General features: G+C 63.2%; 27 protein-coding genes and 2 tRNA genes. 13 read left to right on the top strand and 16 right to left on the bottom strand.

The window, feature by feature from the left end:
• The first annotated feature begins 57 nt into the window (after positions 1-57).
• From mgtA to HV753_RS28515, 3 genes are all read left to right on the top strand, one after another.
• Positions 58-2865: a magnesium-translocating P-type ATPase gene (mgtA, locus tag HV753_RS28525; RefSeq protein WP_175177934.1), complete on the top strand. Its 2808-nt coding sequence runs from the start codon at positions 58-60 to the stop codon at positions 2863-2865.
• A 51-nt stretch (positions 2866-2916) separates the two neighbouring features.
• Complete coding sequence (locus HV753_RS28520) at positions 2917-4020, top strand: porin (protein ID WP_175177933.1); 1104 nt, start codon at positions 2917-2919, stop codon at positions 4018-4020.
• 95 nt (positions 4021-4115) lie between these two features.
• Complete coding sequence (locus tag HV753_RS28515) at positions 4116-4988, top strand: cytochrome c oxidase assembly protein (RefSeq protein ID WP_175177932.1); 873 nt, start codon at positions 4116-4118, stop codon at positions 4986-4988.
• 10 nt (positions 4989-4998) lie between these two features.
• Here the strand turns inward: HV753_RS28515 and galU are convergent, their stop codons facing one another.
• Positions 4999-5850, bottom strand: a complete 852-nt coding sequence (gene galU, locus HV753_RS28510) for a UTP--glucose-1-phosphate uridylyltransferase GalU (RefSeq protein WP_175177931.1) — start codon at positions 5848-5850, stop codon at positions 4999-5001.
• Positions 5851-5922: 72 nt separating this feature from the next.
• On the opposite strand from galU, the gene HV753_RS28505 reads away from it, so the two are divergent.
• Positions 5923-7431 (top strand): M48 family metalloprotease, encoded by a 1509-nt coding sequence (locus tag HV753_RS28505; RefSeq protein ID WP_425485948.1) that lies wholly within the window; start codon positions 5923-5925, stop codon positions 7429-7431.
• Between the two features lie 40 nt (positions 7432-7471).
• Here HV753_RS28505 and HV753_RS28500 read toward each other — a convergent pair whose 3' ends face one another.
• The 4 genes from HV753_RS28500 to HV753_RS28485 all read right to left on the bottom strand — a co-directional run bounded on the left by HV753_RS28500 (position 7472) and on the right by HV753_RS28485 (position 10272).
• Positions 7472-8572, bottom strand: a complete 1101-nt coding sequence (locus HV753_RS28500; RefSeq protein WP_175177929.1) for a YheT family hydrolase — start codon at positions 8570-8572, stop codon at positions 7472-7474.
• Between the two features lie 17 nt (positions 8573-8589).
• The gene (locus HV753_RS28495) at positions 8590-9012 is read right to left on the bottom strand and encodes a YybH family protein (protein WP_175177928.1); all 423 of its coding nucleotides are present in this window, start codon (positions 9010-9012) and stop codon (positions 8590-8592) included.
• Between the two features lie 39 nt (positions 9013-9051).
• On the bottom strand, positions 9052-9273 hold the full coding sequence (locus HV753_RS28490; protein ID WP_175177927.1) for a zinc-finger domain-containing protein: 222 nt from the start codon (positions 9271-9273) through the stop codon (positions 9052-9054).
• A 78-nt stretch (positions 9274-9351) separates the two neighbouring features.
• Positions 9352-10272, bottom strand: a complete 921-nt coding sequence (locus tag HV753_RS28485; RefSeq protein ID WP_175177926.1) for a branched-chain amino acid transaminase — start codon at positions 10270-10272, stop codon at positions 9352-9354.
• 288 nt (positions 10273-10560) lie between these two features.
• On the opposite strand from HV753_RS28485, the gene HV753_RS28480 reads away from it, so the two are divergent.
• The 3 genes from HV753_RS28480 to HV753_RS28470 all read left to right on the top strand — a co-directional run bounded on the left by HV753_RS28480 (position 10561) and on the right by HV753_RS28470 (position 13406).
• On the top strand, positions 10561-11250 hold the full coding sequence (locus HV753_RS28480; RefSeq protein ID WP_175178020.1) for an AzlC family ABC transporter permease: 690 nt from the start codon (positions 10561-10563) through the stop codon (positions 11248-11250).
• Complete coding sequence (locus HV753_RS28475) at positions 11247-11582, top strand: AzlD domain-containing protein (RefSeq protein ID WP_175177925.1); 336 nt, start codon at positions 11247-11249, stop codon at positions 11580-11582. The genes HV753_RS28480 and HV753_RS28475 overlap by 4 nt, the downstream gene beginning before the upstream one ends.
• A 333-nt stretch (positions 11583-11915) precedes the next feature.
• On the top strand, positions 11916-13406 hold the full coding sequence (locus HV753_RS28470) for a DEAD/DEAH box helicase (RefSeq protein ID WP_175177924.1): 1491 nt from the start codon (positions 11916-11918) through the stop codon (positions 13404-13406).
• A gap of 73 nt (positions 13407-13479) precedes the next feature.
• Here HV753_RS28470 and HV753_RS28465 read toward each other — a convergent pair whose 3' ends face one another.
• The gene (locus HV753_RS28465) at positions 13480-13863 is read right to left on the bottom strand and encodes a thioredoxin family protein (RefSeq protein ID WP_175177923.1); all 384 of its coding nucleotides are present in this window, start codon (positions 13861-13863) and stop codon (positions 13480-13482) included.
• A gap of 63 nt (positions 13864-13926) precedes the next feature.
• Here HV753_RS28465 and HV753_RS28460 point away from each other — a divergent pair, with 63 nt between their 5' ends.
• From HV753_RS28460 to HV753_RS28450, 3 genes are all read left to right on the top strand, one after another.
• Positions 13927-14736: an EI24 domain-containing protein gene (locus tag HV753_RS28460; protein WP_175177922.1), complete on the top strand. Its 810-nt coding sequence runs from the start codon at positions 13927-13929 to the stop codon at positions 14734-14736.
• Positions 14737-14771: 35 nt separating this feature from the next.
• Positions 14772-15587, top strand: coding sequence for a competence/damage-inducible protein A (locus tag HV753_RS28455; protein WP_175177921.1), 816 nt, complete (start codon positions 14772-14774; stop codon positions 15585-15587).
• Positions 15588-15744: 157 nt separating this feature from the next.
• Positions 15745-16608 (top strand): IclR family transcriptional regulator, encoded by an 864-nt coding sequence (locus HV753_RS28450; RefSeq protein WP_175177920.1) that lies wholly within the window; start codon positions 15745-15747, stop codon positions 16606-16608.
• An 81-nt stretch (positions 16609-16689) separates the two neighbouring features.
• On the opposite strand, the gene HV753_RS28445 is transcribed toward HV753_RS28450, so the two are convergent.
• Positions 16690-17667: a tripartite tricarboxylate transporter substrate binding protein BugD gene (locus HV753_RS28445; RefSeq protein ID WP_175177919.1), complete on the bottom strand. Its 978-nt coding sequence runs from the start codon at positions 17665-17667 to the stop codon at positions 16690-16692.
• A 380-nt stretch (positions 17668-18047) separates the two neighbouring features.
• Here HV753_RS28445 and phaP point away from each other — a divergent pair, with 380 nt between their 5' ends.
• Complete coding sequence (phaP, locus tag HV753_RS28440) at positions 18048-18626, top strand: TIGR01841 family phasin (RefSeq protein ID WP_175177918.1); 579 nt, start codon at positions 18048-18050, stop codon at positions 18624-18626.
• 162 nt (positions 18627-18788) lie between these two features.
• Here the strand turns inward: phaP and HV753_RS28435 are convergent, their stop codons facing one another.
• From HV753_RS28435 to HV753_RS28415, 5 genes are all read right to left on the bottom strand, one after another.
• Entirely contained in the window at positions 18789-19826 is a 1038-nt protein-coding gene (locus tag HV753_RS28435) for a quinone-dependent dihydroorotate dehydrogenase (protein WP_175177917.1), read from the bottom strand.
• A gap of 72 nt (positions 19827-19898) precedes the next feature.
• Positions 19899-20633 (bottom strand): arginyltransferase, encoded by a 735-nt coding sequence (locus HV753_RS28430; RefSeq protein WP_175177916.1) that lies wholly within the window; start codon positions 20631-20633, stop codon positions 19899-19901.
• 41 nt (positions 20634-20674) lie between these two features.
• Positions 20675-21448 carry a leucyl/phenylalanyl-tRNA--protein transferase gene (gene aat / locus HV753_RS28425; protein WP_175177915.1) on the bottom strand — a complete coding sequence of 258 codons (774 nt, stop codon included), beginning with the start codon at positions 21446-21448 and terminating at the stop codon, positions 20675-20677.
• Complete coding sequence (locus tag HV753_RS28420) at positions 21445-22026, bottom strand: NUDIX hydrolase (protein WP_175177914.1); 582 nt, start codon at positions 22024-22026, stop codon at positions 21445-21447. Before HV753_RS28420 ends, aat begins: the two co-directional genes overlap by 4 nt.
• 10 nt (positions 22027-22036) lie before the next feature.
• Positions 22037-22969 carry a LysR family transcriptional regulator gene (locus HV753_RS28415; RefSeq protein WP_175177913.1) on the bottom strand — a complete coding sequence of 311 codons (933 nt, stop codon included), beginning with the start codon at positions 22967-22969 and terminating at the stop codon, positions 22037-22039.
• A 130-nt stretch (positions 22970-23099) separates the two neighbouring features.
• Between HV753_RS28415 and HV753_RS28410 the strand changes: the two genes are divergently transcribed.
• Together HV753_RS28410 and HV753_RS28405 are read left to right on the top strand one after the other, a co-directional pair.
• Positions 23100-23501, top strand: a complete 402-nt coding sequence (locus HV753_RS28410) for a DoxX family protein (protein WP_169270518.1) — start codon at positions 23100-23102, stop codon at positions 23499-23501.
• Positions 23502-23611: 110 nt separating this feature from the next.
• Entirely contained in the window at positions 23612-24064 is a 453-nt protein-coding gene (locus tag HV753_RS28405; protein WP_175177912.1) for a nuclear transport factor 2 family protein, read from the top strand.
• Positions 24065-24085: 21 nt separating this feature from the next.
• Here the strand turns inward: HV753_RS28405 and HV753_RS28400 are convergent, their stop codons facing one another.
• From HV753_RS28400 to HV753_RS28385, 4 genes are all read right to left on the bottom strand, one after another.
• Positions 24086-24685: a DUF2946 family protein gene (locus HV753_RS28400; protein WP_175177911.1), complete on the bottom strand. Its 600-nt coding sequence runs from the start codon at positions 24683-24685 to the stop codon at positions 24086-24088.
• 2 nt (positions 24686-24687) lie between these two features.
• Positions 24688-25005, bottom strand: coding sequence for a hypothetical protein (locus HV753_RS28395; protein ID WP_246288416.1), 318 nt, complete (start codon positions 25003-25005; stop codon positions 24688-24690).
• Positions 25006-25105: 100 nt separating this feature from the next.
• Positions 25106-25179 (bottom strand) — tRNA-Cys (locus tag HV753_RS28390).
• Between the two features lie 55 nt (positions 25180-25234).
• Positions 25235-25310, bottom strand: a tRNA-Gly gene (locus HV753_RS28385).

Raw genomic sequence — 25310 nt, 5'->3', positions numbered from 1 at the left:
CCCAAGGGCAGGCTTGTCCGTGTCTCCGACAACAACACCAAAAACCGGAGCACTCCGATGTTTACCTTCTTGAAATCCTTTTTCTCGTCCGCTTCGGGCCGACGGCGCGCAGGCCGTCATTTCCGCCGGTCCCCCATCCTGGAGCAAGGCAGCGGCGTCGTCGCGGCCTCCGCGCCGTCCGCTACGTCGCGCCGCGTCAATCGCCGCATGCTCGATATGTCCCATATGGGACTGGATGCCTTGTTCTCGCTGCTGGGCAGCGGCCGGGGCGGCTTGTCCGACGCTCAGGCGCAGGCAGCGCGCGAACACCATGGCGCCAATGAGGTCGATCACGAAAAGCCGCTGTCCTGGCATGCCCATCTGTGGCTGTCCTACCGCAACCCCTTCAATCTGCTGCTGACGGCGCTAGCGGCGTTGTCGTGGCTGACCGACGTGTGGATGGCCGAGCCCGATGACCAGTCCTGGACGGCGGTCGTGATCATCGGATCCATGGTTGTGATTTCGACGGTGCTGCGCTTTGTGCAGGAACTCCGTTCCAACCGGGCGGCCGAGGCGCTGAAAGCCATGGTGCAGAACACGGCCACCGTACTGCGCAGCGACACGATGGCGCCTGCGGCGGGCGGCAACGGCCACCGTCTGTACGGCGCGCTTCTGCACGAGTCAGGCTCGCACCAGCTGGAAATGCCTTTGGCGGAATTGGTGCCCGGCGACGTGGTGCTGCTGTCCGCGGGCGACATGATCCCTGCCGACTGCCGCATCCTGAACGCCAAGGACCTGTTCATTGCGCAGGCCGCACTGACCGGTGAATCCCTGCCGGTTGAAAAGCATGCCATCCAGCGCGTGGAGACCGGCAATTCGCTGGAACTGGAGAACATGGCTTTCATGGGGACCAATGTCGTCAGCGGCTCGGGCAGCGCATTGGTGGTTGCGACCGGGGCCAACACGTATTTCGGCCAGTTGGCTGGCCGGGTGACCCAGGCGACTCGTGCGCCCACGCAGTTCCAGCAAGGCATCAACCGGGTCAGCTGGGTACTGATCCGCTTCATGCTGGTCATGGCGCCGATCGTCATGCTGATCAATGGCTTTACCAAGGGCGACTGGCTTGAAGCCTTGCTGTTCGCGCTGGCCATCGCGGTAGGACTGACCCCCGAGATGCTGCCGATGATCGTCACGGCCACGCTCGCCAAGGGCGCCTTGCGCATGTCGCGCCGCAAAGTCGTCGTCAAGCGGTTGGACGCCATCCAGAACCTGGGGGCGATGAACGTGTTGTGCACGGATAAAACCGGCACGCTGACGCAGGACCGTATCGCGCTCGAACGTCACACGGATGTCTACGGCACCAGCAGCGACGATGTGCTGGCCTATGCCTACCTGAACAGCTACTACCAGACCGGCCTGAAAAACCTGCTGGACGTGGCGGTGTTGCAGCATGCCGAGGTGCAGCGCAGCTTGAATCTGGCCACCCGTTACCGCAAAGTCGATGAGATCCCCTTCGATTTCTCGCGGCGCAGGATGTCGGTGGTCGTCAACGAAACCGAGAACGGCCGCGACCACCATGAACTGATCTGCAAGGGCGCACTGGAGGAAATGCTGTCTGTCTGCACCCGGCTGCGCGTGGGCAGCGAGGTGCACCTGTTGACCGATTCGCGCCGGGCGGATATCCGCCGGGTGACGGCGGAGTTGAACCGTGATGGCTTGCGAGTGATCGCGGTGGGCGTCAGGGAAATGCCGCCCACCCAGCAGACTTACGGTGTGGCGGACGAGTCCGACCTGGTGTTGGTGGGCTACATCGCCTTCCTGGATCCTCCCAAGGAATCGACAGGCCCCGCGCTGGCGGCGCTGCATGCCTCGGGCATCGAGGTGAAAGTGCTGACGGGCGATGTTGAACTGGTGACGCAGAAAGTGTGCCGGGAGGTGGGCTTCGAGGTGCGAAAAATCTATTTGGGATCCGAGATCGAGGTCATGGACGACGCGCAGCTGGCCGGCGCCGTGCGCGAGGCCAATGTATTTGCCCGCTTGACGCCCGCACACAAGGAACGCATCGTGCGCAGCCTGCGCGCGCAGGGCAATACGGTGGGCTTCATGGGAGATGGCATCAATGACGCGCCTGCTTTGCGCGCCGCTGATGTGGGTATTTCGGTGGACTCGGCGGTGGATATCTCGAAGGAGGCCGCTGACATCATCCTGCTGGAAAAGAGCTTGATGGTGCTGGAAGATGGCGTGATTGAAGGCCGCAAGACCTTCTGCAACATGCTCAAGTACCTGAAAATGACCGCCAGCTCGAATTTTGGCAATGTATTTTCGGTGTTGGTGGCCAGCGCCTTCCTGCCCTTCTTGCCGATGCTGCCCATCCACTTGCTGTTGCAGAATTTGATGTACGACATCTCCCAGACGGCGATTCCGTTCGACAATGTGGACGAAGAGCTCCTGAAGAAGCCGCAGCAATGGGACCCGGACGGATTGGGCCGTTTCATGGTGTTCTTTGGTCCGATCAGTTCTATCTTCGATATCGCTACCTACGCGCTGATGTGGTACGTGTTCCAGGCAAATGCCCCCGAGCACCAGACGCTGTTCCAATCCGGCTGGTTTGTCGAAGGCTTGTTGTCGCAGACGTTGATCGTGCACATGATTCGTACCCGGCGGATTCCCTTCCTGCAAAGCCGTGCCGCGTGGCCGTTGATGGCCATGACGGTGATGGTGGTGGTCATGGGCCTGATTTTGCCGTTCTCGCCGTTGGCTGAGTACTTCCAGTTGCAAGCGCTGCCATGGAGCTACTTCCCGTGGCTGGTGGGTATCTTGTTGAGCTACTGCGTGTTGACGCAATTGCTCAAGGGCATCTGGGTGCGCCGCTACGGCTGGCAGTGAATCCGTGCAGAGCGCGGTGGGCATGGCGCCCGCCGCCTTCGGGAGAAGAACATGAGAATTGCATTCTGCGCCGCCCTGTCGATCGCGGGCTTGGGGCTGCCGCCGGCAGCCCTGGCCGGCGACGACGGATACGGCGTGCATCTGTACGGCATCGTGGATGCCGGTGTGGCTGTCACCAGCGTGTCCGGCCAAGGCAGCCATGGTGGCGTGTTGAATGGCGGGCTGACGGATTCCCTCTGGGGCCTGCAAGGCGCCGAGGACCTGGGCGACGGGTGGCGCAGCCGCTTCCAGCTGGAAAGCGGATTCGACCCGTCCAATGGCAAATCGGAAGACGACGGCCGCTTGTTCAACTACGCCGCGTGGGTCGGGCTGGGCCACGACCGCATTGGCGAACTGCGGCTGGGGCGCCAGCACACCATCGGCCAGATCTACGGCAATGCGCTGGAAATCGCGTCCTGGAAGGACATGGGCATGGGCGCCACGTTCAAGGCGTCCGACAATTTCCAATTCAGCAATATGGTGAACTACACCTCGCCCACCTGGAACGGGTTGCAGGCGGGCGTGGGGTATTCATTCGACGCGGGCGACCAGGGCCAATTCCGCACCAACCGCAACAACCGGGCGCTCAGTCTGGGCGTGAAGTACGAGAGTGGCCCGTTGCTGGCCATCGCCACGTGGGACCAACTGCGCTTGGCCGACGCGCCTGAAGGTAGCGGCGGCCAACCGCAGGCGGTGCAGTTGGGCGCCGCTTACGATTTCCAGGTGCTCAAACTGTCGTTGGCCTGGTCGCGCCAGAAGAGTGGCTACGCCGGGCTGGACGGGGGGGACCCCGACGGCTTGGGGCAGGGCCTGGGCCCGGCGCCTTTCGTGCGTGGCGGCACGGTCAATGCCTGGCTGATCGGGGCCAACGTGCCTGTCGGGCTGGGAGCCATCCTGGTGCAATGGTCGCTGGCACGGCCGGATTGGCGTTGGGATAACGGCATGACGGCGCGCAATGCGCAACTGGTGACCTTGGGTTATACCTATGCGCTGTCCCCCAGGACGACGGTGTACGGATTCGCCGGCTACACGTCCAACTACACGCTGGACAACCAGTTCGACCCCGCCCATTCCCACACCACCCGTGTCGGAGCGGGTATTTCGCACCATTTCTGATCCCTCCGGCCCACCGGACCAGAGGCTGGCGGGGTCTACTACAATCGGCGGAGACGGCGCATGGCGCCGTCCCTGTCTTCCCCGATGTTTTCCGGATGGACCGCATGGATAGTCTTGAGTGGCTCATACCCTGGGAGTTTTCTCCCACGCTGGTCGCCTCCTTCGTGGTGGCGATCGTGCTGTTCGTGCGCGGCCAGCGGGTTCATCACGTGACGGGTGCGCGCCGCGTCCTGTTCTGGGTGGGTATGGTGCTGTTGTACCTGTCGATGCATACCCGGCTGGACTACTACGCCGAACGCATGTTCTTCATTCACCGCATCCAGCATCTGGTGCTGCACCATTTGGGGCCGCTGTTGGTGATGGCCGCTTTTCCGGGGCAGGTCATGCGGGCGGGGCTGCCGATGGCCTGGCGTATCCGCTTGCGCGACTTTCTGCGCACGGGCTCAGGCCGCGCCACGGTCGCCGTGCTGACCAACAAGATCTTCGTGCCGACCTTGTTCGTCTTCCTTGTGCTGATCTGGCTGATCCCGTCGGTGCAGTTCTATTCCATGCTGGACTGGCGGCTGTACCGCCTGATGAACTGGTCGGTCGTGATCAGCGGCTTCATGTATTGGAATCTGATCCTGGACCGCCGCCCCGCGCCGCCCGCGGCCATGACGCCGGGCGGGCGCGTCATTTCGCCCGTGTTGACGATGCTGCCGCAAATGGTGGCGGGTGCGGTCATCGCCTTCACCGAAAGCGATATCTATCCGCTGTTTGAACTGTGCGGCCGCGCCATCGCCATGTCCGCCCAGACCGACCAGACCATTGGTGGCCTGACCATGTGGATACCCGCCGCGCTGGTGGAGGTGATCGGCTTGATGGTGGCGCTGGGAACCCTGATGCGCTTGTCCGCCAAGGGACGCTTGCGCAAGGCCGACCGCGAGGCCCTCGCGCGGGCCAAGGCCCGCGCGGCGGCGTCTGCCTAGCGCGTCCGGCTTATTCCGGCAGCAGGCCGTGGTACTTCTTGCCCAGGGCCACGGTGGCCTGGAACATGCCTGCCTTGTTGCCGCAGTCGTAGCGCACGCCATCGAACCGGTGCGCATATACCGCGCGTTCGCGCATCATCGAGGCGATGCCGTCAGTCAGCTGGATTTCATTGCCCGCCCCCATCTTGGTCGAGCGCAGGTGATCGAAGATGGCGGCTTCCAGCACATAGCGGCCCACGACCGCCAGGGTGGAGGGCGCCGCGTCGGGTTCGGGCTTTTCAACAATATGCGTGACACGTTCCGTCCGGGCATCCAGGCGGGCCTCGCCTTCGCGCGTGGCGACGATGCCGTATTTGCGGGTGTCGGCGCGCGGTACGTTCTGCACGCCCAGCACGCTGGCGTTTTGGGCGATGGCGATGTCCACCAGCTGCTTCATGGCGGGCGTGTCGGCGTCGATCAGGTCGTCGGCCAGCAGCACGGCAAAAGGTTCGTCGCCCACGGCAGGGGCGGCCGACAGCACGGCATGCCCCAGGCCCAACGGCGCCGATTGGCGGATGTAGAGGCAATTCACATGCGCAGGTAGAATGCCTCGCACCATCGCCAGCAACTCGTGCTTGCCTTTGCTTTCAAGGTCGGATTCGAGTTCGGGCGCGGAGTCGAAGTGGTCTTCGATGGCGCGCTTGTTGCGGCCGGTCACAAAAATAAGGTCGGTGATGCCGGCGGCCACGGCCTCTTCAACGGCGTATTGAATCAACGGCTTGTCGACCACGGGCAGCATTTCCTTGGGCATCGCCTTGGTGGCGGGCAGGAAGCGGGTGCCCATGCCGGCGACAGGGAAAACGGCTTTACGGACGGGACGCATTGAGACCTCGTTTGGGGTATCGGTGAAACATTTTAAGCTCATCGCTATCATAGGCTTATGAACCGCAGGAAAATGCCATCCATTTGCGCTATTGCGAAACAGGGCGCCATTGCCGGACTGTGCGCCGCCTTGCTCGCCCCCACCATTCCCGTCGCCGCCTGGGCGCAGCCGGTAGGCCTGCCGTCCATGGGGGCGGCATCCGCCGCAGAACTCTCGCCCATGCTGGAACGCAGCTTGGGCGAGGCCATCATGTCGCAAGGCCGGCGCGACCCTACCTATGTCGATGACCCTGAGCTCAGCCAGTATCTGACCACCATGGGCCGCAAGCTGGCGGCCTTTGCGCCCGGCGCCGTGCCGGATGTGGAAATGTTCGGCGTGCGCGACCCCGAAATCAACGCCTTCGCCATGCCGGGCGGCTTTATTGGCGTGAACACCGGGCTGATCGTGTCCTCGGGCAGCGAGTCCGAGCTGGCTGCGGTGCTGGCGCACGAAATCGGCCACGTCGTGCAGCGCCACATCGCACGCGGCATGACCCAGCAAAGCCAGAACAGCATGGTGATGCTGGCCAGCCTGGCCGGGGCGCTACTGGCGGCCCTGGCGGGCGGTGGCGGCAACCTGGCGATGGGCGTGGCCGCCTTCGGGCAGGCCGCCGCCATCAACCGCCAACTGGGTTTCTCACGCGATGCGGAACGCGAAGCCGACCGTGCCGGCTTCCAGATGCTGACCAAGGCGGGCTACGACGCCCAAGGCATGTCGCAGATGTTCTCGCGGCTGATGAACGCATCGCGCCTGAACGAAGGGGCGGGCGGCGGCTCTTGGGCCAGTACCCACCCGTTGTCCATCGAGCGTATGTCCGATGTGCAGAATCGCGTGCGTTCGCTACCGGCCTCGCAACACGTGGACAGTGATGACTTCTGGTACGTGCGCGCCAAGATGCGCGTGGTGCAGGGGCGTGACGCCGTTAGTCTGCGTTCGGCCGGGCAGCAATTGCAGGACGAGGCAAACGCCTTGTCGGGCGTGCGCCAATCGGCCGCGTATTACGGTCTGTCCTTGCAGGCGTTTCAGCGCAACAACCTGGCCGAGGCCGATCGCTACTGGAACCTGGCCACCGCCGACGGCCGCAATTCGGCCCAGTTGGCCAAGCTGAGCGTGGACATCGCGCTGGCCCGCAAGGATTACCCGCGTGCGCTGTCACTGGCCCAGGCGGCCACCAAGCGCTGGCCCGATCAGCGGGCGCTGGGCATCGCGTATGCCCAGGCGTTGCAAAGCAATGGCCGCCATGCCGATGCGCAGGACTATCTGCGCGCCAAGATCAAGCAATGGGGCAGCGATGAGCCCAGCCTGTATCAGATGCTGGCGCAAAGCGAGGAGCGCAATGGCAAACCGGTGCAGGCGCGGCGTGACCTGGCGAGGTTCTACGTGATGACCGGCGCATTCGCCGCTGCGGAATCGCAATTGCAGCAGGCGCGCGGTCTATCCACCGATTTCTACGAACAATCGCAGATCGATGTGCAGATCAAGGAAGTGAAGGACAAGTTGGCCGAAGAGCGGCAACTGCTAGAGCGCTTCAAGTCGGGTTGAAACACCGGAAATGAATCCCGAGGGAGCCCTCGGGGATTCACTACAGGCTGGTTTCAAAGAAGCGGCCCAGGCGTTGCGGCAGCCAGTTCAAGTGGGCCGGGAAAGCGCCAGTGGGAAAGCCCGCGTGTCCGCCGTCGCTGGGCTGATGCAGCAGGATGACGGGCGAGCAGTCTTCCGGCTTGGGCAGCGACGCGGCTGGGATGAACGGATCGTTGCGGGCGTTGAGCACCAGCGTCGGCACCGTGATCTTCGGCAGCCAGGGCTTGCTGGAGGCGCGCGTCCAGTAGTCCAGTGCATTCCGGAAACCATGCATCGGCGCGGTGTAGGTGTCGTCGAATTCACGCAGGTCGTGCGCGTGCGCGATGCGCATCACGTCGATGGCGCCAGGAAAGCGATGTGCTTTTTCCAGCACCTTGTGCTTGAGCGTCTTCAGGAAATGGGCCGAATAGACGCGCCGGTTGAACACGCCGGTGGACAGCGTCTTGCCGCAGGCAACCAGATCCAGCGGTACCGAGACGCCTGCGGCGGCGGTCAGCCAGCCGGTGTCTTCCTGGTGTTCACCCAAGTATTTCAACAGCGCGTTGCCGCCCAGCGATACGCCGACGGCATGCCAGCGTGCATGCGGAATGCGGCTGCGCACCGTGTCCAGCAGGAAACCCACTTCGGCGGAATCGCCCGAGTAATAGGCGCGCGCCAAGCGGTTGGGCACGCCCGAGCAGCCCCGGAAGTGCGCGATCACGACGATCCAGCCGCGCGCGCGGAAATAGTGCGCGACGGACTGGGCGTAGCGGCTATTGCTGCCGCCTTCCAGACCGTGGAACAGGATCAGTGCAGGGGTGTCGGGGGTTTGCGGTAGCGACTTCCAGTCCGCTTCCGTCATCCACCGGGCCGCGGCGGTCTTGCCATTGGCGACGGGCCCTTGTCCGCTGACGGGCGCACCGTCGGCGGCCTTGTGCGGAAACAGGCCCGGGCCAGTCCAGTCGAAATCCACGAAATCGGTGTCCGGCGTTTCCACCCGGTCGCGCACGAACGCGATCCGGTGGTATTGCGCGAACACCGAAGCGTAGACCGTCTGGGCATCGCCTCCTGGCAACCAGGAGGGAACGGGGCAGGGGGATGTATCAAGGCGAGCAGCGGCCAACTAAAAATCCACCCGATTCAATGCAGCATGTCGGGTACGTCGTGCAAATCGAGCACCCCGGCTTCCGTGGGTGCCGGCGACGAATGATGCATGACCATGCGCCAGCCGGTCGGACCCTTGTGGTAGATGTTGGTGGCGTAGCAGTTTGCGAACTGCGTGCCTTCCCGCGTGCGCACCGCCACTTGCTCGACCAGCACATGCACCGCGCACATCATGCTCAGCATGACCAGCGGGCGCAGCGGGCGTACATGCAGCGGACCATTGGCCAGCACCTGTTGCCAGGACTCTTGCACCGCCGAGTGGCCGACGATGCGCAGCCCGCCCGGGTGAATGCAGACGACTTCTTCGTCGTCCGCCCACACCTGCATCAGGCGGACGCTGTCCCCCTGTTCCAGGGCTTCGTAGAATGCGTGTTCAGCTTCTTCGGGCGTGGCAAACATGGTTGCGTGTAAGCAGGTGGGCGTTGTGCGGCGGGAAGCTTAGTGGCCGTGGCCGTGCAGCACGGTACCGGCCTTCAGGCGGTACTCGGCACCGCAATAGGCGCAACTGGCGGAGCCGGAGCGGGCCACGTCCAGGAACACGCGGGGGTGCATGCTCCAGAGCGGCGCCTTGGGGCCGGGACAGAACACGGGCAGGTCTTCGGCGCCGACCTCAATGACTTCGTGAGCGTGGGGGACGGCGGCCGGGGCAGCAGCGGTCATGGATATTCCTGAAAAAAGAACCGATAAACGGCAGGTTGGGGCAATGATGCGGCCCTGTCTGGGACAAGGCCGCGCGAATCAGACTTTACTCAGCCAGTGATGGTACTTCGGGATGCGGCCATTCACCATGTCAAAAAATGCTTTCTGCAACTTCTCGGTAACGGGACCGCGTTGGCCGGAGCCAATCTGGCGGTTGTCCACTTCGCGGATCGGGGTGACTTCCGCGGCCGTGCCCGTGAAGAAGGCCTCGTCGGCGATGTAGACGTCGTCGCGGGTCAGGCGCTTGGTAACAACGCGCAAGCCGAAATCCGCGGCCAGTGCGTGGATGGTTGATCGGGTGATGCCGGTCAGGGCGGACGCGATCTCGGGCTCGCAGAGCACGCCGTCCTTGACGATGAACAGGTTCTCGCCGGACCCTTCGGCCACGAAGCCTTCGGTGTCCAGCAGCAAGGCTTCGTCGTAGCCGTCTTGCAAGGCTTCGGTATTGGCCAGGATGGAATTGGCGTAGGTGGTGGCCACCTTGGCTCGCGGCATCGTGACGTTCACATGCTGGCGGGCGAAAGACGACACCTTGACGCGGATACCCTGGGACAGCGCGTCTTCGCCCAGATAGGCGCCCCAGGGCCAGGCGGCGATGGCCACGTGGACGCGGGCACCCTTGGGCGACACGCCCATTTTCTCGGGGCCATAGAACACCAGGGGGCGCAGGTAGCCGGATTCCAGCTGGTTTTCGCGCACCACCATCCGCTGGGCCTCGTTGATCGTGTCACGATCGAACGGCATGGGAATCTGGTAGATGTGCGCCGAATTGAACAGGCGATTGGTGTGGTCTTCCAGCCGGAAAATGGCAGTGCCGATTTCCGACTTGTAGGCGCGCACGCCTTCAAAGACGGACAGGCCGTAGTGCAGGGAATGCGTCAGGACATGCGTCGTGGCGTCTCGCCACGGGACGAGCTTGCCGTCATACCAGATGAAACCGTCGCGGTCAGCCATCGACATGGTCTTCTCCACACAGAGCCTAGACCTGGCGCAGCGCGTCAGGCCTCAAGGGATAAAGAATCTTGAGGCGATTATTGTATCAAGCGGCGAGGTTACAATACCGAGCTGTTCGCGCACCGTCGTGGTGCCATGTGGCCCGCGCAACCCGTAGAGTCTCCATGTCGTCCTGTCTGAATCGCCAGGGGTCAGCCGTTGTCCTCTGAGTCCGCGCTTCCTCAACCCCAAGGCCCCGCTGACGGCCCTGGTGAAGGTCCCAACGAAGACCCGGGCGCCGCCCGCCAGGAGCGCATCGCCGCGTTCCGCGCCGGCGTTCACGCCATTGTGCCCGCCCTGATCGCCACCGCGACCTGGGGCCTGGTGACCGGGGTGGCCATGGTCAAGTCCGGCCTGACCGAGACCATGGCGCTGGCCATGACCTTGCTGTTGTACGCCGGGTCCGCCCAACTGACGTCGCTGCCCCTGATCGCGACCGGAGCGCCGCTCTGGCTGATTTTTGCCGCCGGCTGCGTCGTCAATCTGCGCTTCATCATCTTTGGCGCCGCGCTCCATCCCTATTTCCGCCACATGTCCTGGCCCAAGCGCTTGGGGCTGGGCTATTTCACGACCGACATGGGGTTCGTACTGTTCATGCCGCGTTTTGGCGATTCGGCCGAGCGCGGCACGCGCGAGCAGCTTTGGTTCTTCATGGGCACGATCGTGCCCGGCTGGCTGGTCTGGCAGTCGTCATCGATCGTCGGCATCTACCTGGGGGCGATGGTGCCCACGAACTGGTCGCTCGACTTCGCCGCGGTGCTGGCGCTGCTGGCGATCACGGTGCCGTTGGCAAGCTCCAAGCCGATGCTCGTGTCCATGTTGGCGGCCGGGGTGGTCGCCTGGGTCGGGCAGGTGCTGCCCTTGCGCCTGGGTCTGGCGGCGGCCGTGGTGGCCGGCGTGGTGGCAGGCATGTGGGCTGAACGTTTCTTCAAGGCGCGTCCATGACCCTCTGGCCCTCTGAGCTCTACGTTTATTCCGCTATTTTGCTGCTGGCCCTGTGCAGCGTGCTGACCCGCGCCGGCTTCATGCTGTTTGGCGACTACATCCCCTTGCCGGACGGCGTGCGCCGCGCGCTGCGCTATGCGCCCGCCGCCGCGCTCACCGCCATCGTCGTGCCGGACCTGTTGCCCTGGAAGGCGGGCTTGGGGCCGGTATTCGACTACAAACTGGTGGCCGGCCTGATCGCCATCTTGGTCTTCTTGCGTACCCGCAGTGCCGTATTGGTGATCATCGTCGGCATGGTGGTGCTGTGGGGATTGCGCTGGTTGGCGGGCTGATGTTCGGCTGATGTCCGACTTATGCACATAAATAGTCCATCTGGTGGACATGCGCGCCGTTTGAGCGTGTGGTAAGGCGCCTGCGCTAAAATTAAGTTATCCACAGCAATCCGGGCCTGGTACTGCCCTCATAAGTATCGAATCCAGAATGCGCCCGCTGGCCTGCAAGGCAGGGTGCCGATTGTCCGCGAAGCCGTATGCGCTTCGCGGCGATTTGCGTGCCGTCGCGTTGCGGCCACGTGTATTCAGATTGCCCCGATGCATATGTAGTGCAGTGCATGTAGCACTCTCGTTTTGTTCTTTTTCACTGGTCCCGGTATCTGCCAAACCCTGATGACTGAATCTACTCAAACCGTAGCACCCACCGTTGACGCGCCCGCGCCCACGTTCGCCGACTTCGGGCTGCACCCTCTGCTGTTGCAGTCCATCGCCGAAACCGGCTACACCACCCCGACACCCATTCAGGCACAAGCCATCCCCGTTGTGGTGGATGGGCGTGATGTCATGGGCGCCGCCCAGACCGGCACCGGCAAGACGGCTGCGTTCACGCTGCCAATCCTGCACCGACTGATGCCGTTGGCCAACACCAGTGCGTCGCCTGCGCGGCACCCGGTGCGTGCGCTGATCCTCACGCCCACGCGCGAACTGGCTGACCAGGTGTACGAAAGCGTCAAGCGCTACAGCAAGCAGACGCCGCTGCGTTCCGCCGTGGTGTTTGGTGGGGTGGACATCGGCCCGCAAAAGGAAGCGCTGCGCCGCGGTTGTGAAGTGCTGGTGGCGACACCCGGGCGCTTGCTGGATCACGTCGAACAAAAGAACGTGAATCTGAGCCAAGTCGGCATTCTGGTGCTGGACGAAGCAGACCGCATGCTGGACATGGGTTTCCTGCCCGACCTGGAACGCATCATCCGCCTGCTGCCCACGCAGCGCCAGGGCCTGCTGTTCTCGGCGACGTTCAGCAACGAAATCCGCAAGCTCGGCCGCTCGTATCTGAATCAACCGGTTGAAATCGAAGTCGCGGCGCGCAACGCCACCGCCACGACGATCACGCAGATCGCCTACAAGATGTCGAGCGACGCCAAGCGCGCCGCCGTTGTGCATCTGGTGAAATCGCGCGGCCTGAAGCAGGTCATCGTGTTCTCGAACACCAAGATCGGCACGGCGCGTCTGGCCCGCGAACTGGAACGCGACGGCGTCAAAGCCGAATCGATCCACGGCGACAAGACACAGGCCGACCGCATGAAGGCGCTGGAAGCCTTCAAGGCCGGCGAACTGGAAGTGCTGGTGGCCACCGATGTGGCGGCGCGTGGCCTGGACGTGGCCGGCGTGCCTTGCGTCATCAACTACGACCTGCCCTACAACGCCGAAGACTATGTGCACCGTATCGGCCGTACCGGCCGCGCGGGTGCGTCGGGTGAAGCCATCGCCCTGTTCACGGCCGACGAAGAGCGCTTCCTGCTCGACATCGAAAAACTGATCAAGCGCGAAGTGCCGCGCGGCACGCTGGACCTGCCGGCCGACGCCGTGGCGCGCAGCCATCGCCGTAGCGATGAACGCAGCGGCTCGTCCTCGCGTGAGGGCCGTGAAAGCCGTGACGGCGCCCGCGAAAGCCGTGGCGACCGCGGCAGCCGTTCCTCGGATCGCCGTTCCGGCTACACCTCGGGTGGCTCGCGCCAGCCCGTGGATGATTTCTTCCTGAAGCCCTACGAGCCGTCGTCTTCCGCCGCGCCGGTGGAAGAGCAAGCCCCCAAGAACAACGGCAATTCGTCCGCGGCGCCCAAGCGTCAGGTGGCCGTGCTGTTGGGCGGCTCGCGCAAGAACTGAACGTTCGACGCGCATGAAAAACCCGCAACACCAAACGGTCTTGCGGGTTTTTTCATGCGTCACGCCTGGGGAGTCAGGCCGCCAGCAGCTTGGGCAGGTCCGGTAGTTCCGTCGCCACGGCAGGGCTGTTCTCGTTCACGCTTTCCAGCAGCCGTTCCAGGTGCCCGATGTGCGGCAGCATGGGGCCGTAGAACACCACGCGCGCGCCAATCTGCACCAGCAGGGTAGGGAAGTTCTCGACGTCTTCGTCGCCCAGCAGTTCCGCGTGGTCTTCGATGTCGATCCAGGCGAAAACATGCTGCGGCAGGGTGGCGGCCAGCGCCTGCAACTTGGGTTTGTATTGCTCGCAGGTGTCGCACCATGCGGCGCAAAAACAGGCGACGAGCCAAGTGTCGGGGGTCGCGCCCAGCCGCGAGCGCAGGGCGGCCAGGTCAGTGCCGGGTACGAGTAGAGACATGTGAGCAGATCAAGGCGTGTTTGACTATCATACCCGGGATGTCCACCCCATTTTTCCACTGCCATGACCGCTTTGCGCACTGATTCCGCCACGCCTGAGAATGGCAAATTCTCCGCAGCCGGGGCCGGCGCTGTCAGCGTGGGCCAAGCGTTCAAGCGTGCGCTGGTATCGCAATGCCACCCCACGATGCTGTTCGCGGTGCTGTTGCCGTTCCTGATCGCGCTGGTCGGCTGCCTGCTGCTGCTGTATCTGTTCTGGACGCCGCTGAACGATTGGCTGGCGCTGGAGGCTTCGCGCTGGGATTTCGTGAACCGGGCGGAAGACTGGATGCTGGCGATGGGGTTGTTCTCGCTGAAGCTCTATCTTGTCCCCATCATCGCGGTCGCCATCCTGCTGCCGGTATCGGGCATTTTGGGGCTGGCGATCGCGGCGGTCTTTGTCATGCCCTTGGTGCTGCGCCACGTCGGGCAACGTGAATACGCCAGCGTCACGCGGCAGGGCAAGCACTCAACCGCGGTCAGCGTGTGGAACGCCATCTGGGTGTCCGCCGCTTTTGCCGCCGGCTGGATACTGACGTTGCCATTGTGGCTGGTGCCGCCCATGGCCATCGTGCTGTCCATCTTCTGGTGGGCGTTCGCGTTTTCGCGCATGATGCGTGTCGACGCCATCGTCGAACATGCCAGCCCGGCGGAACGCAAGTTGATCCTGGAACGCAACAACGGCGGCTTCTGGACCATCGGCCTGATCTGTTCGTTGTTGAACCTGTTGCCGCCCGCGTGGATTATCCTGCCGGTGTTTTCGGCGTTGGTCTATGCGCATTACGGCCTGGAAGCCTTGAAGCGCTTGCGCCAGGATGGCGTCATCGACGTCTGACCGGCGTCTTCCCCTTTTACCTTCTGGAATTGGACATGGCCGTAGAATCCGCCGCCCGTCGCATTGGCCTCATCATCGTTGGCGATGAAATCCTCTCGGGGCGCCGTCAAGACAAGCATTTTTCCAAGGTCGTCGAGCTTCTGAGCGCGCGCGGCATGCAACTGGCTTGGGCAGAAGTGCTGCCGGATGACCGTGACATGCTGATGGCCGCTTACCAGCGTAGCTTTGCCACGGGCGACGTGGTGTTCTCGTGCGGCGGCATCGGCGGCACGCCGGATGACCACACCCGCCAGGCGGCGGCTGCGGCGCTGGGCCGGCCGCTGGCCTTGCATCCTGAAGCTGAGCAGGCGATTGCGCTGCGCACCGCCGAGATGGCGGCCAAGGGCCAGGGCACCGCCGACATGAGCGCGCCCGAAAATCAACAGCGGCTGCAAATGGGCATGTTCCCGGAAGGCTGCGAGATCGTCCCCAACCCCTACAACCGCATTCCTGGCTTCTTCATTCAAGACCACACCTTCGTGCCGGGCTTCCCCGTCATGGCGTGGCCGATGTTGGAATGGACGCTGGATACCCGTTATCGTGCGCTGCAACATGTTCGGGCCCACACAGAGCATTCCTTCCTGGTGTTCAACATGCCGGAATCGCGCATCACGCCGGCCATGGTCAGCGTTGAAACGCGCTGGCCCGACGTGCGCGCCTTCAGCCTGCCCAGCGTTGGCGAAGCTGGTGGTACCCCGCATATCGAGCTGGGCGTCAAGGGTGAACCCGCTGCGGCCGCAGAGGCGCTGGAGTTTTTACGGGCCGAAGTGTTGCGTTTGGGCGGAAAGCTGACGCCGCCGGCCGCCAACTAAGCACGATCACCAATAAACGGGTTCCAACCCCCTTTATTGGTGAAAAACCGATTGCCAAATGGCGCGGTAAATTTCACAATACGGGAAAGAACTGTTTGCTGCGTTGCCGCAAGGCCGGTCTCTTTCGGCGGCGCGGCGCGAGCCCCAACCTTCCCCTATGCCCCGTCTTTCGACCCCCCGCAATCCCCTTGACGCCGAAACCGACGGCGCCGCAGGCCATCCCATCACGATCCAGGTGATCGAGCGCGCCATGCGCCTGTTGGATGCCCTGGCCGCGCAGCAGGACCCGGTCACGCTCAAGGAATTGTCCGCGACGACCGGGCTGCATGCGTCCACCGCGCACCGCATCCTGAACGACCTGGTGGTGGGCCGCTACGTCGAGCGTGTCGATAATGGGCTGTATCAGCTGGGCATGCGTCTGCTGGAACTGGGCTCCCTGGTCAAGGGGCGCCTGAACGTGCGTGAGGCGGCGATTTCCGCCATGCGTTCGCTGCACAAGCTGACGGGGCAGACCATCAACCTGTCGGTCCAGCAGGGCGACGAAATTGTCTATATCGACCGCGCCTGGAGCGAACGCTCCGGCATGCAGGTGGTGCGCGCCATTGGTGGCCGGGCGCCCCTGCACCTGACCTCCACCGGCAAACTGTTCCTGTCCACGGGCGACACGCGCCAGGTGCGGGCTTACGCGCTGCGTACCGGGTTGGCCGGCCACACGCGCAATAGCCTGACCGACCTGGACCGCCTGGAACGCGAGCTGGCGCTGGTGCGCCGCCACGGCTACGCGCGCGACAACGAAGAGCTGGAACTGGGCGTGCGCTGCATCGCCGCGGGCATTTTCGATGACACCGGCAAGCTGGTGGCTGGCCTGTCGATCTCGGCGCCGGCCGAACGCTTGCAGGACGATTGGATCAAGGCGCTGGTCGACACGGCGGCCAGCATTTCCGAAGCGTTGGGTTATGAACCGTCAGTGTCCACGGGCTTCAACGGCTTGGGGATGGCTGCCGAGGCCCTGCGGCCCTAAAAGGGCGCGGCCAGGAAAAAGCCCCCTTGAAGGGGGCTTGAGGGGCGCGCGCTCATGCGCGCCTTGGGGTGAAACCCCTTCTTACTGTTGTTCCACGCCGGCCTTCTTGAACAGCTCGGCCCACTGCGGCACTTGCTGCTTGACCTTCGCTTCCAGCGATTGCGGGTTGGCTTCCGACGTCAGCACCGTGGCGCCCAGTTGCTTCATGCGTTCCTGGAACTTGGGGTCGGCCAGGCCAGCCTGCAAGCTCTTGACCAGCTTGTCGACGACCGGCTTGGGCGTGCCCTTCGGCACCCACATCCCGTGCCAGATACCCACTTCAAAGCCCTTGTAGCCGGACTCGTCCATGGTCGGCAGCTTCGACAGCGTGGGAACGCGCTGCAAGCTGGTCACGGCATAGGCCTTGACCTTGCCGCTTTCGATCTGCTGCGTGGTGTTGGTGGTCTGGTCGCACATCAGATCCACCTGCTTGCCCAGCAGGTCGTTCATGGCCGGCGCCGTGCCCTTGTAGGGGATCGTCAGCAGTTGCACGCCCAGCGCTTCAACCAGCATGGTGCCGCACAGGTGGCTGGCGGCCCCGATGCCGGCGTTCGCCAGCGAGACCTTGTCCTTGTTCTGTTTGACGTACTCGGCCAGTTCCTTGATGTTGTTGGGCGGGAAGTCCGAGCGCGCGATGATGGTCATGGGCACATCGACGACCAGGCCGATGGGCTCGAAACTCTTGTACGGGTCGTAGCCGGGATTCTTGTACAGCGACGGGGCGGTAGAGAAGCCGGCGTGCATGAGCAGGACGGAATAGCCGTCAGGCTGGGCGCGGGCGACTTGCGTCGTACCAATGGTGCCGCCAGCGCCGCCCTTGTTTTCGACCACGACCGTCTGGCCCAACGCCGGCCGCATGGCTTCCGCGAGGGAGCGCGCGACGTTGTCCGTCGGGCCGCCTGCGGCGAACGGCACCACCATATTGATGGGGCGATCCGGATAGTCCGCTTGGGCAGCACCAGTGGCGAGCATGGCGCTGGCCGCGAGCAGGGCCGAAAGCGTGCGGGGAATAAGGGTCATGAAGTCTCCAATTGCAGGGTTTTGCTTGCTGCGATTTAGTTATTGACCGCTGACTTTTGATTTATTTTGTCTGTCATCAGCGTGAAAGCAGTTTAGAAAAGAATTGATACGCCGTCATGTCCGGTATTTCCCGAATCATGGGAAATTCTTGTGCTTGATCAAGGTCGTGCAAGGCCGTGCACCGAGAAAGTGCAAACACTTGTTGCGTTGCACAAAAACTGCTTGACAAGAAATATTGCCAGTCTAGAATGTGAATTGTGCAGTGCATCAAACGGGCCGGCGGTAGCTTGTAGTACCAGTTTCCGCGCACGTTTTATTTTCGTCGCAGACAACCATCCTGACTTGCCGGAAGCGTCCGGCTACCCATAAAGGAGCATTCTATGAGCGCAATTCCGCAACAAGTTCTGGACCGCCAGAAGGCCAGCATCAACACTTTCGTGGCCGCCCAGTCCGCCGTTTTCGCCGGCTTTGAAAAGCTGGTCGAGCTGAACCTGAAGGTCGTGAAGGCCACCCTGGACGAAGTCGCCCAGAAGTCGCAACAAGCCGCTGAAGTCAAGGACCCGCAAGAAGCTGCGGCGTTCGCCTCCGGCCTGCTGCAACCGGGCGCCGAAAAGGCCATGGCCTACACCAAGCACGTGTATGACATCGTTGCCGGCGTGCAAGGCAACCTGGTCAAGCTGACCGAAGAACAGATCGCTGAAGGCCAGCAACAGCTGAGCGAAGCCGTCGACCAGTTCTCCAAGAACGCTCCGGCTGGCTCGGAAAGCGCCGTTGCCTTGTTCAAGTCCTCGCTGGCCACCGCGACCAGCGCCTACGATTCCGTCACCAAGGCCGCCAAGCAGGCTGCTGAAGTTGCCGAATCGAACCTGAATGCCGCCGCCAACGCGACCTTCAAGGCTGCAACGGATGCCGCCGACGCTGCCACCAAGGTTGCAAACCGTAGCCGTCGCGGCGCCTAAGTTTCTGGCGCGCGATGCTGCGTAATTCGCAGTTATGTAGTACTGTTGAGTGACAGAGCAGAGCTGGAATTAGGGCCACCCACCGGGTGGCCCCTTTTTTTTGCCCCGAGGCAAAGGGGCGGTTCGGGGGAAGCGCACATGGCGTGCGCAGCGGCAGGTCCTTTAGCCCACTGCCCGCACGCATTCGCCCACCAGGGCGGGGCCGCGATAGATCAGGCCCGTGTACAACTGCACGGCATCTGCGCCGGCTGCCATTTTTTCGCGGGCCTGCTGGCCCGACAGCACGCCACCCACGCCGATGATGGCCAGGCTGCTGCCCAGTTGTTCCTTCAGGCGGCGAATCACCTTCAACGACAGTTCATGCACGGGAGCGCCGGACAGGCCGCCCGCTTCGTCAGCATGCGCCTGGCCGGCGACCGCATCGCGCGACAGCGTGGTGTTGGTGGCGATGACGCCGTCGATGCCATGGCGCGGCAGGGTGTCAGCAATGGCATCGATCTGGTCTTGCGTCAGGTCGGGGGCGATCTTCACGGCCATCGGTACGCGGCGCTGGTGCTGATCTTCCAGTGCCCGGCGCTTGTCCGCCAATTGCGCCAACAACGCCGATAGTTCGTCCCCGCTTTGCAGCGCACGCAGATTCTTGGTGTTGGGCGACGAGATATTCACCGTCACATAGTCGGCATGCGGGTACACGCCCTCCAGACCGATCAAATAGTCATCGGCTGCCCGCTCAATGGGGGTATCGGCATTTTTGCCGATATTCAGGCCCAGGATGCCGCCTTGCTTGCGCCACTGGCTGCGCTGCACATTGGCCAGGAACGCCTCCAGGCCCTGATTGTTGAAACCCAGCCGGTTGATCAGCGCGTTGGCGCGCGGCAGCCGGAACATGCGCGGTTTCGGGTTGCCGGGTTGGGCGCGGGGGGTGACCGTGCCGACTTCAATAAAGCCGAATCCCAGGTTGCCCAGCGCATCGATATAGGCGCCGTTCTTATCCAGGCCTGCCGCCAGCCCGATCGGGTTGGCCAACTGCATGCCCATCAGCGTGCAGGGCGCCTTGGGCTGCGCGTGCATCAGCTTGCGCGTGGCTCCGCACTCATAGGCGCGTTGCAGGCCCGACAGCGTGACTTCGTGGGCGGTTTCCGCGTCCATGGCGAACAGCGCCGGGCGGGCCAAGGGGTAGGCGTGGAAGAGGATAGACATGGGGCGGAATTGTAGAGCGAATTTCACCGGCCTTGCGGCGGGTTCCGGCGTGCGCAGGCCTGACGTGGAAAATCAGAGCGGGGGCGCGATCTGGTCGCGCCATTCCCCGTCGGAGAGGAATTGCGCGGGGTGGAAGCTGGACTTATAGGACATCTTGCGGCTATCCGCGATCCAATAGCCCAGATACAGCCAGGGCAGGTTCAGGTTGCGGCACTGTTCAATCTGCCAGAGGATGCTGTAGGTGCCAAGACTACCTTCGATATCGGGGTCATAGAAGGTGTAGACCGACGACAGGCCGTCGTCCAGCACATCGATGATGGATACCATCATCAGCACACCGTCGGGATCGCGGAATTCCACCAGGCGCGTGTTCACGCGGCTGGTCAGCAGGAACTGCGCATACTGGGTGCGGCTGTCTTCGTCCATGCCGCCGCCTGGGTGGCGCCCCTGCTGGTAGCGCGTGTATAGCCGGTAATGCTCGGGCGACCAGGCCAGTTCCGCCACGAAGGACTGTAGGTTTTGGTGGTCGCGCCACGCGCGGCGCTGGCTGCGGTTGGGCGCGAAGCCGGCCGCGTCCACGCGCACGGGGACACAGGCCTGGCAGCTATCGCAATGGGGGCGATAGGTGAAAAGTCCGCTGCGGCGAAACCCCTGCTCGACCAATTGCGAATACGTTCCCGCGTTGATCAGATGGCCAGGCGCGGCGACCTGCGACCGAGCCTGTCGACCCGGCAGATAGCTGCAAGGGTAGGGAGCGGTTGCATAGAATTGCAGCGTGGAGAAGGGGAGTTCTTTGAGCTGGCTCATTGGGAATTTCGTATCGCGGCGGCAGGCCCGCGACGGGGTGTCTACATATTAACGCCGAAGTTGGCGTCGAATGTGGCATCGGGCAACAGGCGTCCACCGCTGTCCAGTCGTCCGCGTATCCATGGGATGGGTGTCTGCGCAGTGGCGTGGCGCACATGTTGCAGAAACCGGGCCCGAGAGATCGGGTGGGCGCCCAGGCTGGCCAGGTGCCGCGTCTGCTGCTGGCAGTCGATGCATTCCACGCCGTGGGCGCTCAGGTAGCGCACCAGGTACGCCAATGCGATCTTCGAGGCGTTGGGCACGTGTGTGAACATGGATTCCCCGAAGAACATGCGGCCCAGGCTGATGCCATACAGGCCGCCCGCCAGTTCACCGTCAATCCAGGTTTCGATGCTGTGCACATAGCCAGCCTGATGCCAGTCGGCATAGGCTTGTTGCATGGCGCTGGTGATCCACGTGCCCGGCTGGCCGTCGCGCGGCGCGGCGCATTGCGCCATCACCCGTGGGAAGGCGGTGTCCACGCGCACCTGCACCCGTGCTGACGCCTCATGCTCGCGGCTGGCGATCTGACGGAGCAGCTTGCGTAGCGAATGCGAGGGTGAAAAGTCTTTCAAGGCGAGCACCATGCGCGGATCGGGACTCCACCACAGCACGGGTTCGCCTTCGGAATACCACGGAAAGATGCCGTTGGAGTAGGCCTGGGTCAACCGTGCGGGGGACAGGTCAGCGCCTGCCGCCAGCAGGCCGTCCGGCTCCGTCAGCGCAAATTCCGCAGGCGGAAACGGAGTGTCGACGGCTAACCAGGGCAGCTTCAACGGTGCGATTCTAGGGTGTAGTGGTGAGGGACGAAGACGCCTTGCTTGCGGTCTTCAAAGTAGTGCCGCAACGTGGTTGCTACGGTGCGGAATGCCAGGTTGTCCCAGGGAATCTCGGATTCGTCGTACCAGCGGGCTTCCAGGCTTTCTGGGCCGGGGTCCAGTTCGGGGCCTAGCGCCTCGGCCAGATAAAACACGTGTACCTGATCGATCTGGGGCAGGTCGATCAGGGTGTAGAGCTCGCCCAGTTTGATGCGCGCGCCGGATTCCTCCAGCGTTTCGCGGGCGGCGCCCTGCGCGGTGCTTTCGGCCAGTTCCATGAAACCGGCGGGTAGCGTCCAGGTGTTGTAGCGCGGTTCGATGGCACGCAGGCAAAGCAGGATGCGGTTTTCCCAGACCGGGACCGTGCCGACCACCAAACGCGGATTCTGATAGTGGATTGCGCCGCAGTGATCGCAGATGTCGCGCTCACGGTTGTCGCCTTCAGGCACCCGGCGGTTGACGGGGGTGCCGCATTGGCTGCAAAAAAGCGAACGGCGGGGGGCAGGAAAGTATTCGATGGACGGTTTGGCGGTCATGGGTACGATTCTAACGGCTGCGGCGGGGACTGGTGTGTCTCCCCGGCGCGACAAGGGCCGGGCTGCCGAAACGCGCGTCCAGATGTTCGACGAATGACCGCACTTTTGGCGACAGGAAGCGCCGGTGGGGATAAATGGCATACATGGAAATCGGGGTGTGTGCGTAGTCGGCCAGTAGCGTGATGAGCCGTCCCGCACGGATGTCGTCACCTACCAGGAACTCGGGTTGCAGGATGATGCCGTGCCCGGCGAGCGACGCGGTACGCAGCACGTCGCCGTTATTGGCGCGTAGCGCCGCGTTCACGCGCACCAGATGCGTCACGCCGTCTTTCTCGAAATGCCATTCGTTGCCGGTGCTGGCGTAGGCGTAATGCAGGCAGCGGTGCTGCTTCAAGTCTTCAGGCGTCTTGGGGGTGCCGTGCCGTTTCAGGTAGGCGGGCGCGGCGCAGACCAGCAATTGCTGTGGCGCCAGCGGACGGGCCACCAGGGACGAATCCTGTAGCGGGCCAATGCGAACCGCCACGTCAAAGCCATCCTCAACCAGATCGACCACGCGGTCATTCAGATCCAGATCGATGACGACATCGGGATAACGCTGGAGATATTCGGCGATGGCGGGGCCCAGGTGCAGGATGCCGAATGACACGGGGGCGCTGACCCGCAGCCGGCCGCTGGGGCGTTGGCCTTCGGCTTGCAGGGACAGTTCCAGGTCGGCCACTTCAGCCAGGATCGGGCGCACGCGCTCATAGAACGCACGTCCGGCGTCGGTCATGCTGAGCTTGCGCGTGGTGCGGTTCAGCAGGCGCACGCCGTATTTCTGTTCCAGGTAGGCGACCTGCCGCGTCACGACCGAACGGGCGTGCCCCATTTTGTCGGCCGCAGCCGCGAATGAGCCCAGCTCCACGACCTTGGCGAAGGTCTGCATGGCGGTATGCGTATCCAAGATTGTTTCCTAATGGGGAACAATAATTTGCAATTCTGCATGTTTATCTTTGTTTTTGGAATGGCAAGAATAGCGGCCAAGATGAATCTTCCCGTATTGGGCGATTCCCGAACCGCTCAAGGAGAGTGCAATGATTGATACCCGTACCGCGCCTTATGCCGCACTGTTGCTGCGTGTCGCCCTAGGCGTCATGTTCCTGGCCCACGGCCTGACCAAGTTGTTGGTGTTCACGCTGCCCGGCACGGCGCAGTTCTTTGCCAAGATTGGTTTTGCCGGTTGGCTGGCTTATCCGGTTACCTTTTTCGAGGTCGCCGCGGGTGCGCTGCTGATCCTGGGCATTGTGCCGCGCTGGGTCGCCGCCATCGCGGTGGTGCAGCTGTTTGTGGCGTCGACCGTTCACTTCGGCAATGGCTGGGGTTTTGGCAACGCGGGCGGCGGCTGGGAATATCCGATCTTCCTGACCGTGGCGGCTGCCGTGCTGGCCCTGTTGGGTGACGGCAAGTTTGCGTTGGTCAAAAGCGGTCGCGGCTGATCGCTGCGCGCATCAGACTGTCTACTGCGGCGGTCGTGGTTCCAGGGGCAGCCGCCTCATAGAATGATCCGGCTGCCCCTTTCCATTCCGGAGTCCAGATGATTTTTTCGATGCCCTTGATCCGACGCGCCGCCGGCGCGTTGCTGTTTGCCGCGGCCTTGTCGCCCGCCGCACACGCGACCCCCGAGCAGGAGGCGGCCAACAAGGCCGCGGTGCTGGCCTTCTACGAGCAGGGACTGAACCAAAAGGATGCGGATGCCGCGCTGAAGTACGTGGGCGACCGCTATGTGCAGCACAACCCGAACGCCGCGGACGGCCCCGAGGGCTTTCGCAAGTTCGTCGCTTTCTTGCGCGAAAAATTTCCGAAGTCGCATAGCGAGATCAAGCGCGTCTTCACGGACGGCGATTACGTGATCCTGCATGTGCACGCCGTGCGCGAGCCCGGCACGCGCGGCAACGCCATCATCGATATCTTCCGCCTGGAGCAGGGCAAGATCGTCGAGCACTGGGATGCGGTGCAACCCATTCCCGAACAATCCGCCAACACCAACGGCATGTTCTGATGCGCGCAGGCCGGGGCCGGGTCAGTCTTGCGCCGGGCCCGGGTTGGGATTGAACCCCAGGCGCTGCGCCAGGTCTTTGCCGGCAATGGCGCGCAGCGGCGCGGCGGGGTAGATGCCCGGCCAGGAAACCGATATCGCCTGGCCAGGCGCCAGGCCGGCCAGCGCATCCAGCAATGGCGCGCCATGGTCCGTGCGCAGTTTTTCCAGAAGCGCGGGCAGATCCCGGTCCAGCACGATGCCAGCGCCTGCTGGCGTCATGGCATACAACTGGCCGGCATCGTCCAGCCACCAGCCGTTGATGGATGCAATGACGGCATCCGTGTGCGAGAGCAGCCGGGTGTTGTCGTCGCTCAGCCTCAGCACGAACGGGGCGGCATCCAGGCGCAGGAAGACGCGCTGCGGCCCGTTCTGAAAGAACCAGCGGCCTTCGTCGTCATGCTCATAGTTGCGGTTGATGAAGTCCAGGATCTGGAGGTTGGTGATGGACTCGCCCGCACCGCCTTCTGCGGCCAGGCCTTGCGGATGCAGGCGCCAGCGGCCGCGGCCGTCGAGTGACAGCCAGCCGAACACCGCCGGCACGTCGGGCCAGCGGGCGATTGCGTCCTTCACCGATTGATCCATGTTCAGGGCCGGATGATGATGGGGGGCGGATTGATGATGATAGCGGGCGCCGCCATGGGCATGACGACCTGCGGGGGCGCCATGTAGCCCTGGCGGTAGTCGTCACGGCATTTGCGCTTTTCCTGGTATTCGCCGTTGCGCTTCCATTTGCGCTCGATCTTGCAGTTGCCGTCCCAGTATTTTTCTTTGTATTCGCGGCCGTGGCGATGATGGTGGCGGTCGGAATCGGCTTCGGCGCTCAGCGGCGCAAGCGACATCAGCGCGGCGGTCGACAGGACAAGCAAGGGGGAACAGGCGCGGGAATTCAGAATGCGGTGCATAGGATCGGCGTTAGATGAAAACGGCGTCACCATAGCAATCATTCGATTGACAGCGCGTAGGGATGCGTAACGAGATGCTGGGGGGGAGGGGAAAAGATGCTGGAGGCGCAAGCCGGAATCGAACCGACGTACACGGATTTGCAATCCGCTGCATAACCACTCTGCCATTGCGCCAGCACTTGCAAGAAAAAAGGAAGCGCGGTGTTGGCCGTTGCTTCCTTTTTGTATTTGGAGCGGGAGACGAGTCTCGAACTCGCGACCTCAACCTTGGCAAGGTTGCGCTCTACCAACTGAGCTACTCCCGC

It is taken from the genome of Achromobacter pestifer, assembly GCF_902859625.1.
Classification (GTDB): Bacteria; Pseudomonadota; Gammaproteobacteria; order Burkholderiales; family Burkholderiaceae_B; genus Achromobacter; species Achromobacter pestifer.
The sequence above is the reverse complement of the archived record's forward strand: the minus strand, read 5'-3'. Positions and strand labels throughout refer to the sequence as shown.

What these genes read in the sequence shown, in the direction of transcription:
- HV753_RS28435 (WP_175177917.1), bottom strand. Translation starts at nt 19,826, where the DNA reads ATGTCTATCCTCTTCCACGCCTACCCCTTGGCCCGCCCGGCGCTGTTC.
- HV753_RS28430 (WP_175177916.1), bottom strand. Translation starts at nt 20,633, where the DNA reads ATGAGCCAGCTCAAAGAACTCCCCTTCTCCACGCTGCAATTCTATGCA.
- HV753_RS28490 (WP_175177927.1), bottom strand. Translation starts at nt 9,273, where the DNA reads ATGACCGCTGCTGCCCCGGCCGCCGTCCCCCACGCTCACGAAGTCATT.
- mgtA (WP_175177934.1), top strand. Translation starts at nt 58, where the DNA reads ATGTTTACCTTCTTGAAATCCTTTTTCTCGTCCGCTTCGGGCCGACGG.
- HV753_RS28505 (WP_425485948.1), top strand. Translation starts at nt 5,923, where the DNA reads ATGCCATCCATTTGCGCTATTGCGAAACAGGGCGCCATTGCCGGACTG.
- HV753_RS28400 (WP_175177911.1), bottom strand. Translation starts at nt 24,685, where the DNA reads ATGGATCAATCGGTGAAGGACGCAATCGCCCGCTGGCCCGACGTGCCG.
- HV753_RS28520 (WP_175177933.1), top strand. Translation starts at nt 2,917, where the DNA reads ATGAGAATTGCATTCTGCGCCGCCCTGTCGATCGCGGGCTTGGGGCTG.
- HV753_RS28450 (WP_175177920.1), top strand. Translation starts at nt 15,745, where the DNA reads ATGCCCCGTCTTTCGACCCCCCGCAATCCCCTTGACGCCGAAACCGAC.
- HV753_RS28455 (WP_175177921.1), top strand. Translation starts at nt 14,772, where the DNA reads ATGGCCGTAGAATCCGCCGCCCGTCGCATTGGCCTCATCATCGTTGGC.
- HV753_RS28475 (WP_175177925.1), top strand. Translation starts at nt 11,247, where the DNA reads ATGACCCTCTGGCCCTCTGAGCTCTACGTTTATTCCGCTATTTTGCTG.
- galU (WP_175177931.1), bottom strand. Translation starts at nt 5,850, where the DNA reads ATGCGTCCCGTCCGTAAAGCCGTTTTCCCTGTCGCCGGCATGGGCACC.
- HV753_RS28515 (WP_175177932.1), top strand. Translation starts at nt 4,116, where the DNA reads ATGGACCGCATGGATAGTCTTGAGTGGCTCATACCCTGGGAGTTTTCT.
- HV753_RS28445 (WP_175177919.1), bottom strand. Translation starts at nt 17,667, where the DNA reads ATGACCCTTATTCCCCGCACGCTTTCGGCCCTGCTCGCGGCCAGCGCC.
- HV753_RS28460 (WP_175177922.1), top strand. Translation starts at nt 13,927, where the DNA reads ATGACCGCTTTGCGCACTGATTCCGCCACGCCTGAGAATGGCAAATTC.
- HV753_RS28485 (WP_175177926.1), bottom strand. Translation starts at nt 10,272, where the DNA reads ATGTCGATGGCTGACCGCGACGGTTTCATCTGGTATGACGGCAAGCTC.
- HV753_RS28410 (WP_169270518.1), top strand. Translation starts at nt 23,100, where the DNA reads ATGATTGATACCCGTACCGCGCCTTATGCCGCACTGTTGCTGCGTGTC.
- HV753_RS28420 (WP_175177914.1), bottom strand. Translation starts at nt 22,026, where the DNA reads ATGACCGCCAAACCGTCCATCGAATACTTTCCTGCCCCCCGCCGTTCG.
- phaP (WP_175177918.1), top strand. Translation starts at nt 18,048, where the DNA reads ATGAGCGCAATTCCGCAACAAGTTCTGGACCGCCAGAAGGCCAGCATC.
- HV753_RS28495 (WP_175177928.1), bottom strand. Translation starts at nt 9,012, where the DNA reads ATGTTTGCCACGCCCGAAGAAGCTGAACACGCATTCTACGAAGCCCTG.
- HV753_RS28405 (WP_175177912.1), top strand. Translation starts at nt 23,612, where the DNA reads ATGCCCTTGATCCGACGCGCCGCCGGCGCGTTGCTGTTTGCCGCGGCC.
- HV753_RS28470 (WP_175177924.1), top strand. Translation starts at nt 11,916, where the DNA reads ATGACTGAATCTACTCAAACCGTAGCACCCACCGTTGACGCGCCCGCG.
- HV753_RS28395 (WP_246288416.1), bottom strand. Translation starts at nt 25,005, where the DNA reads ATGCACCGCATTCTGAATTCCCGCGCCTGTTCCCCCTTGCTTGTCCTG.
- HV753_RS28465 (WP_175177923.1), bottom strand. Translation starts at nt 13,863, where the DNA reads ATGTCTCTACTCGTACCCGGCACTGACCTGGCCGCCCTGCGCTCGCGG.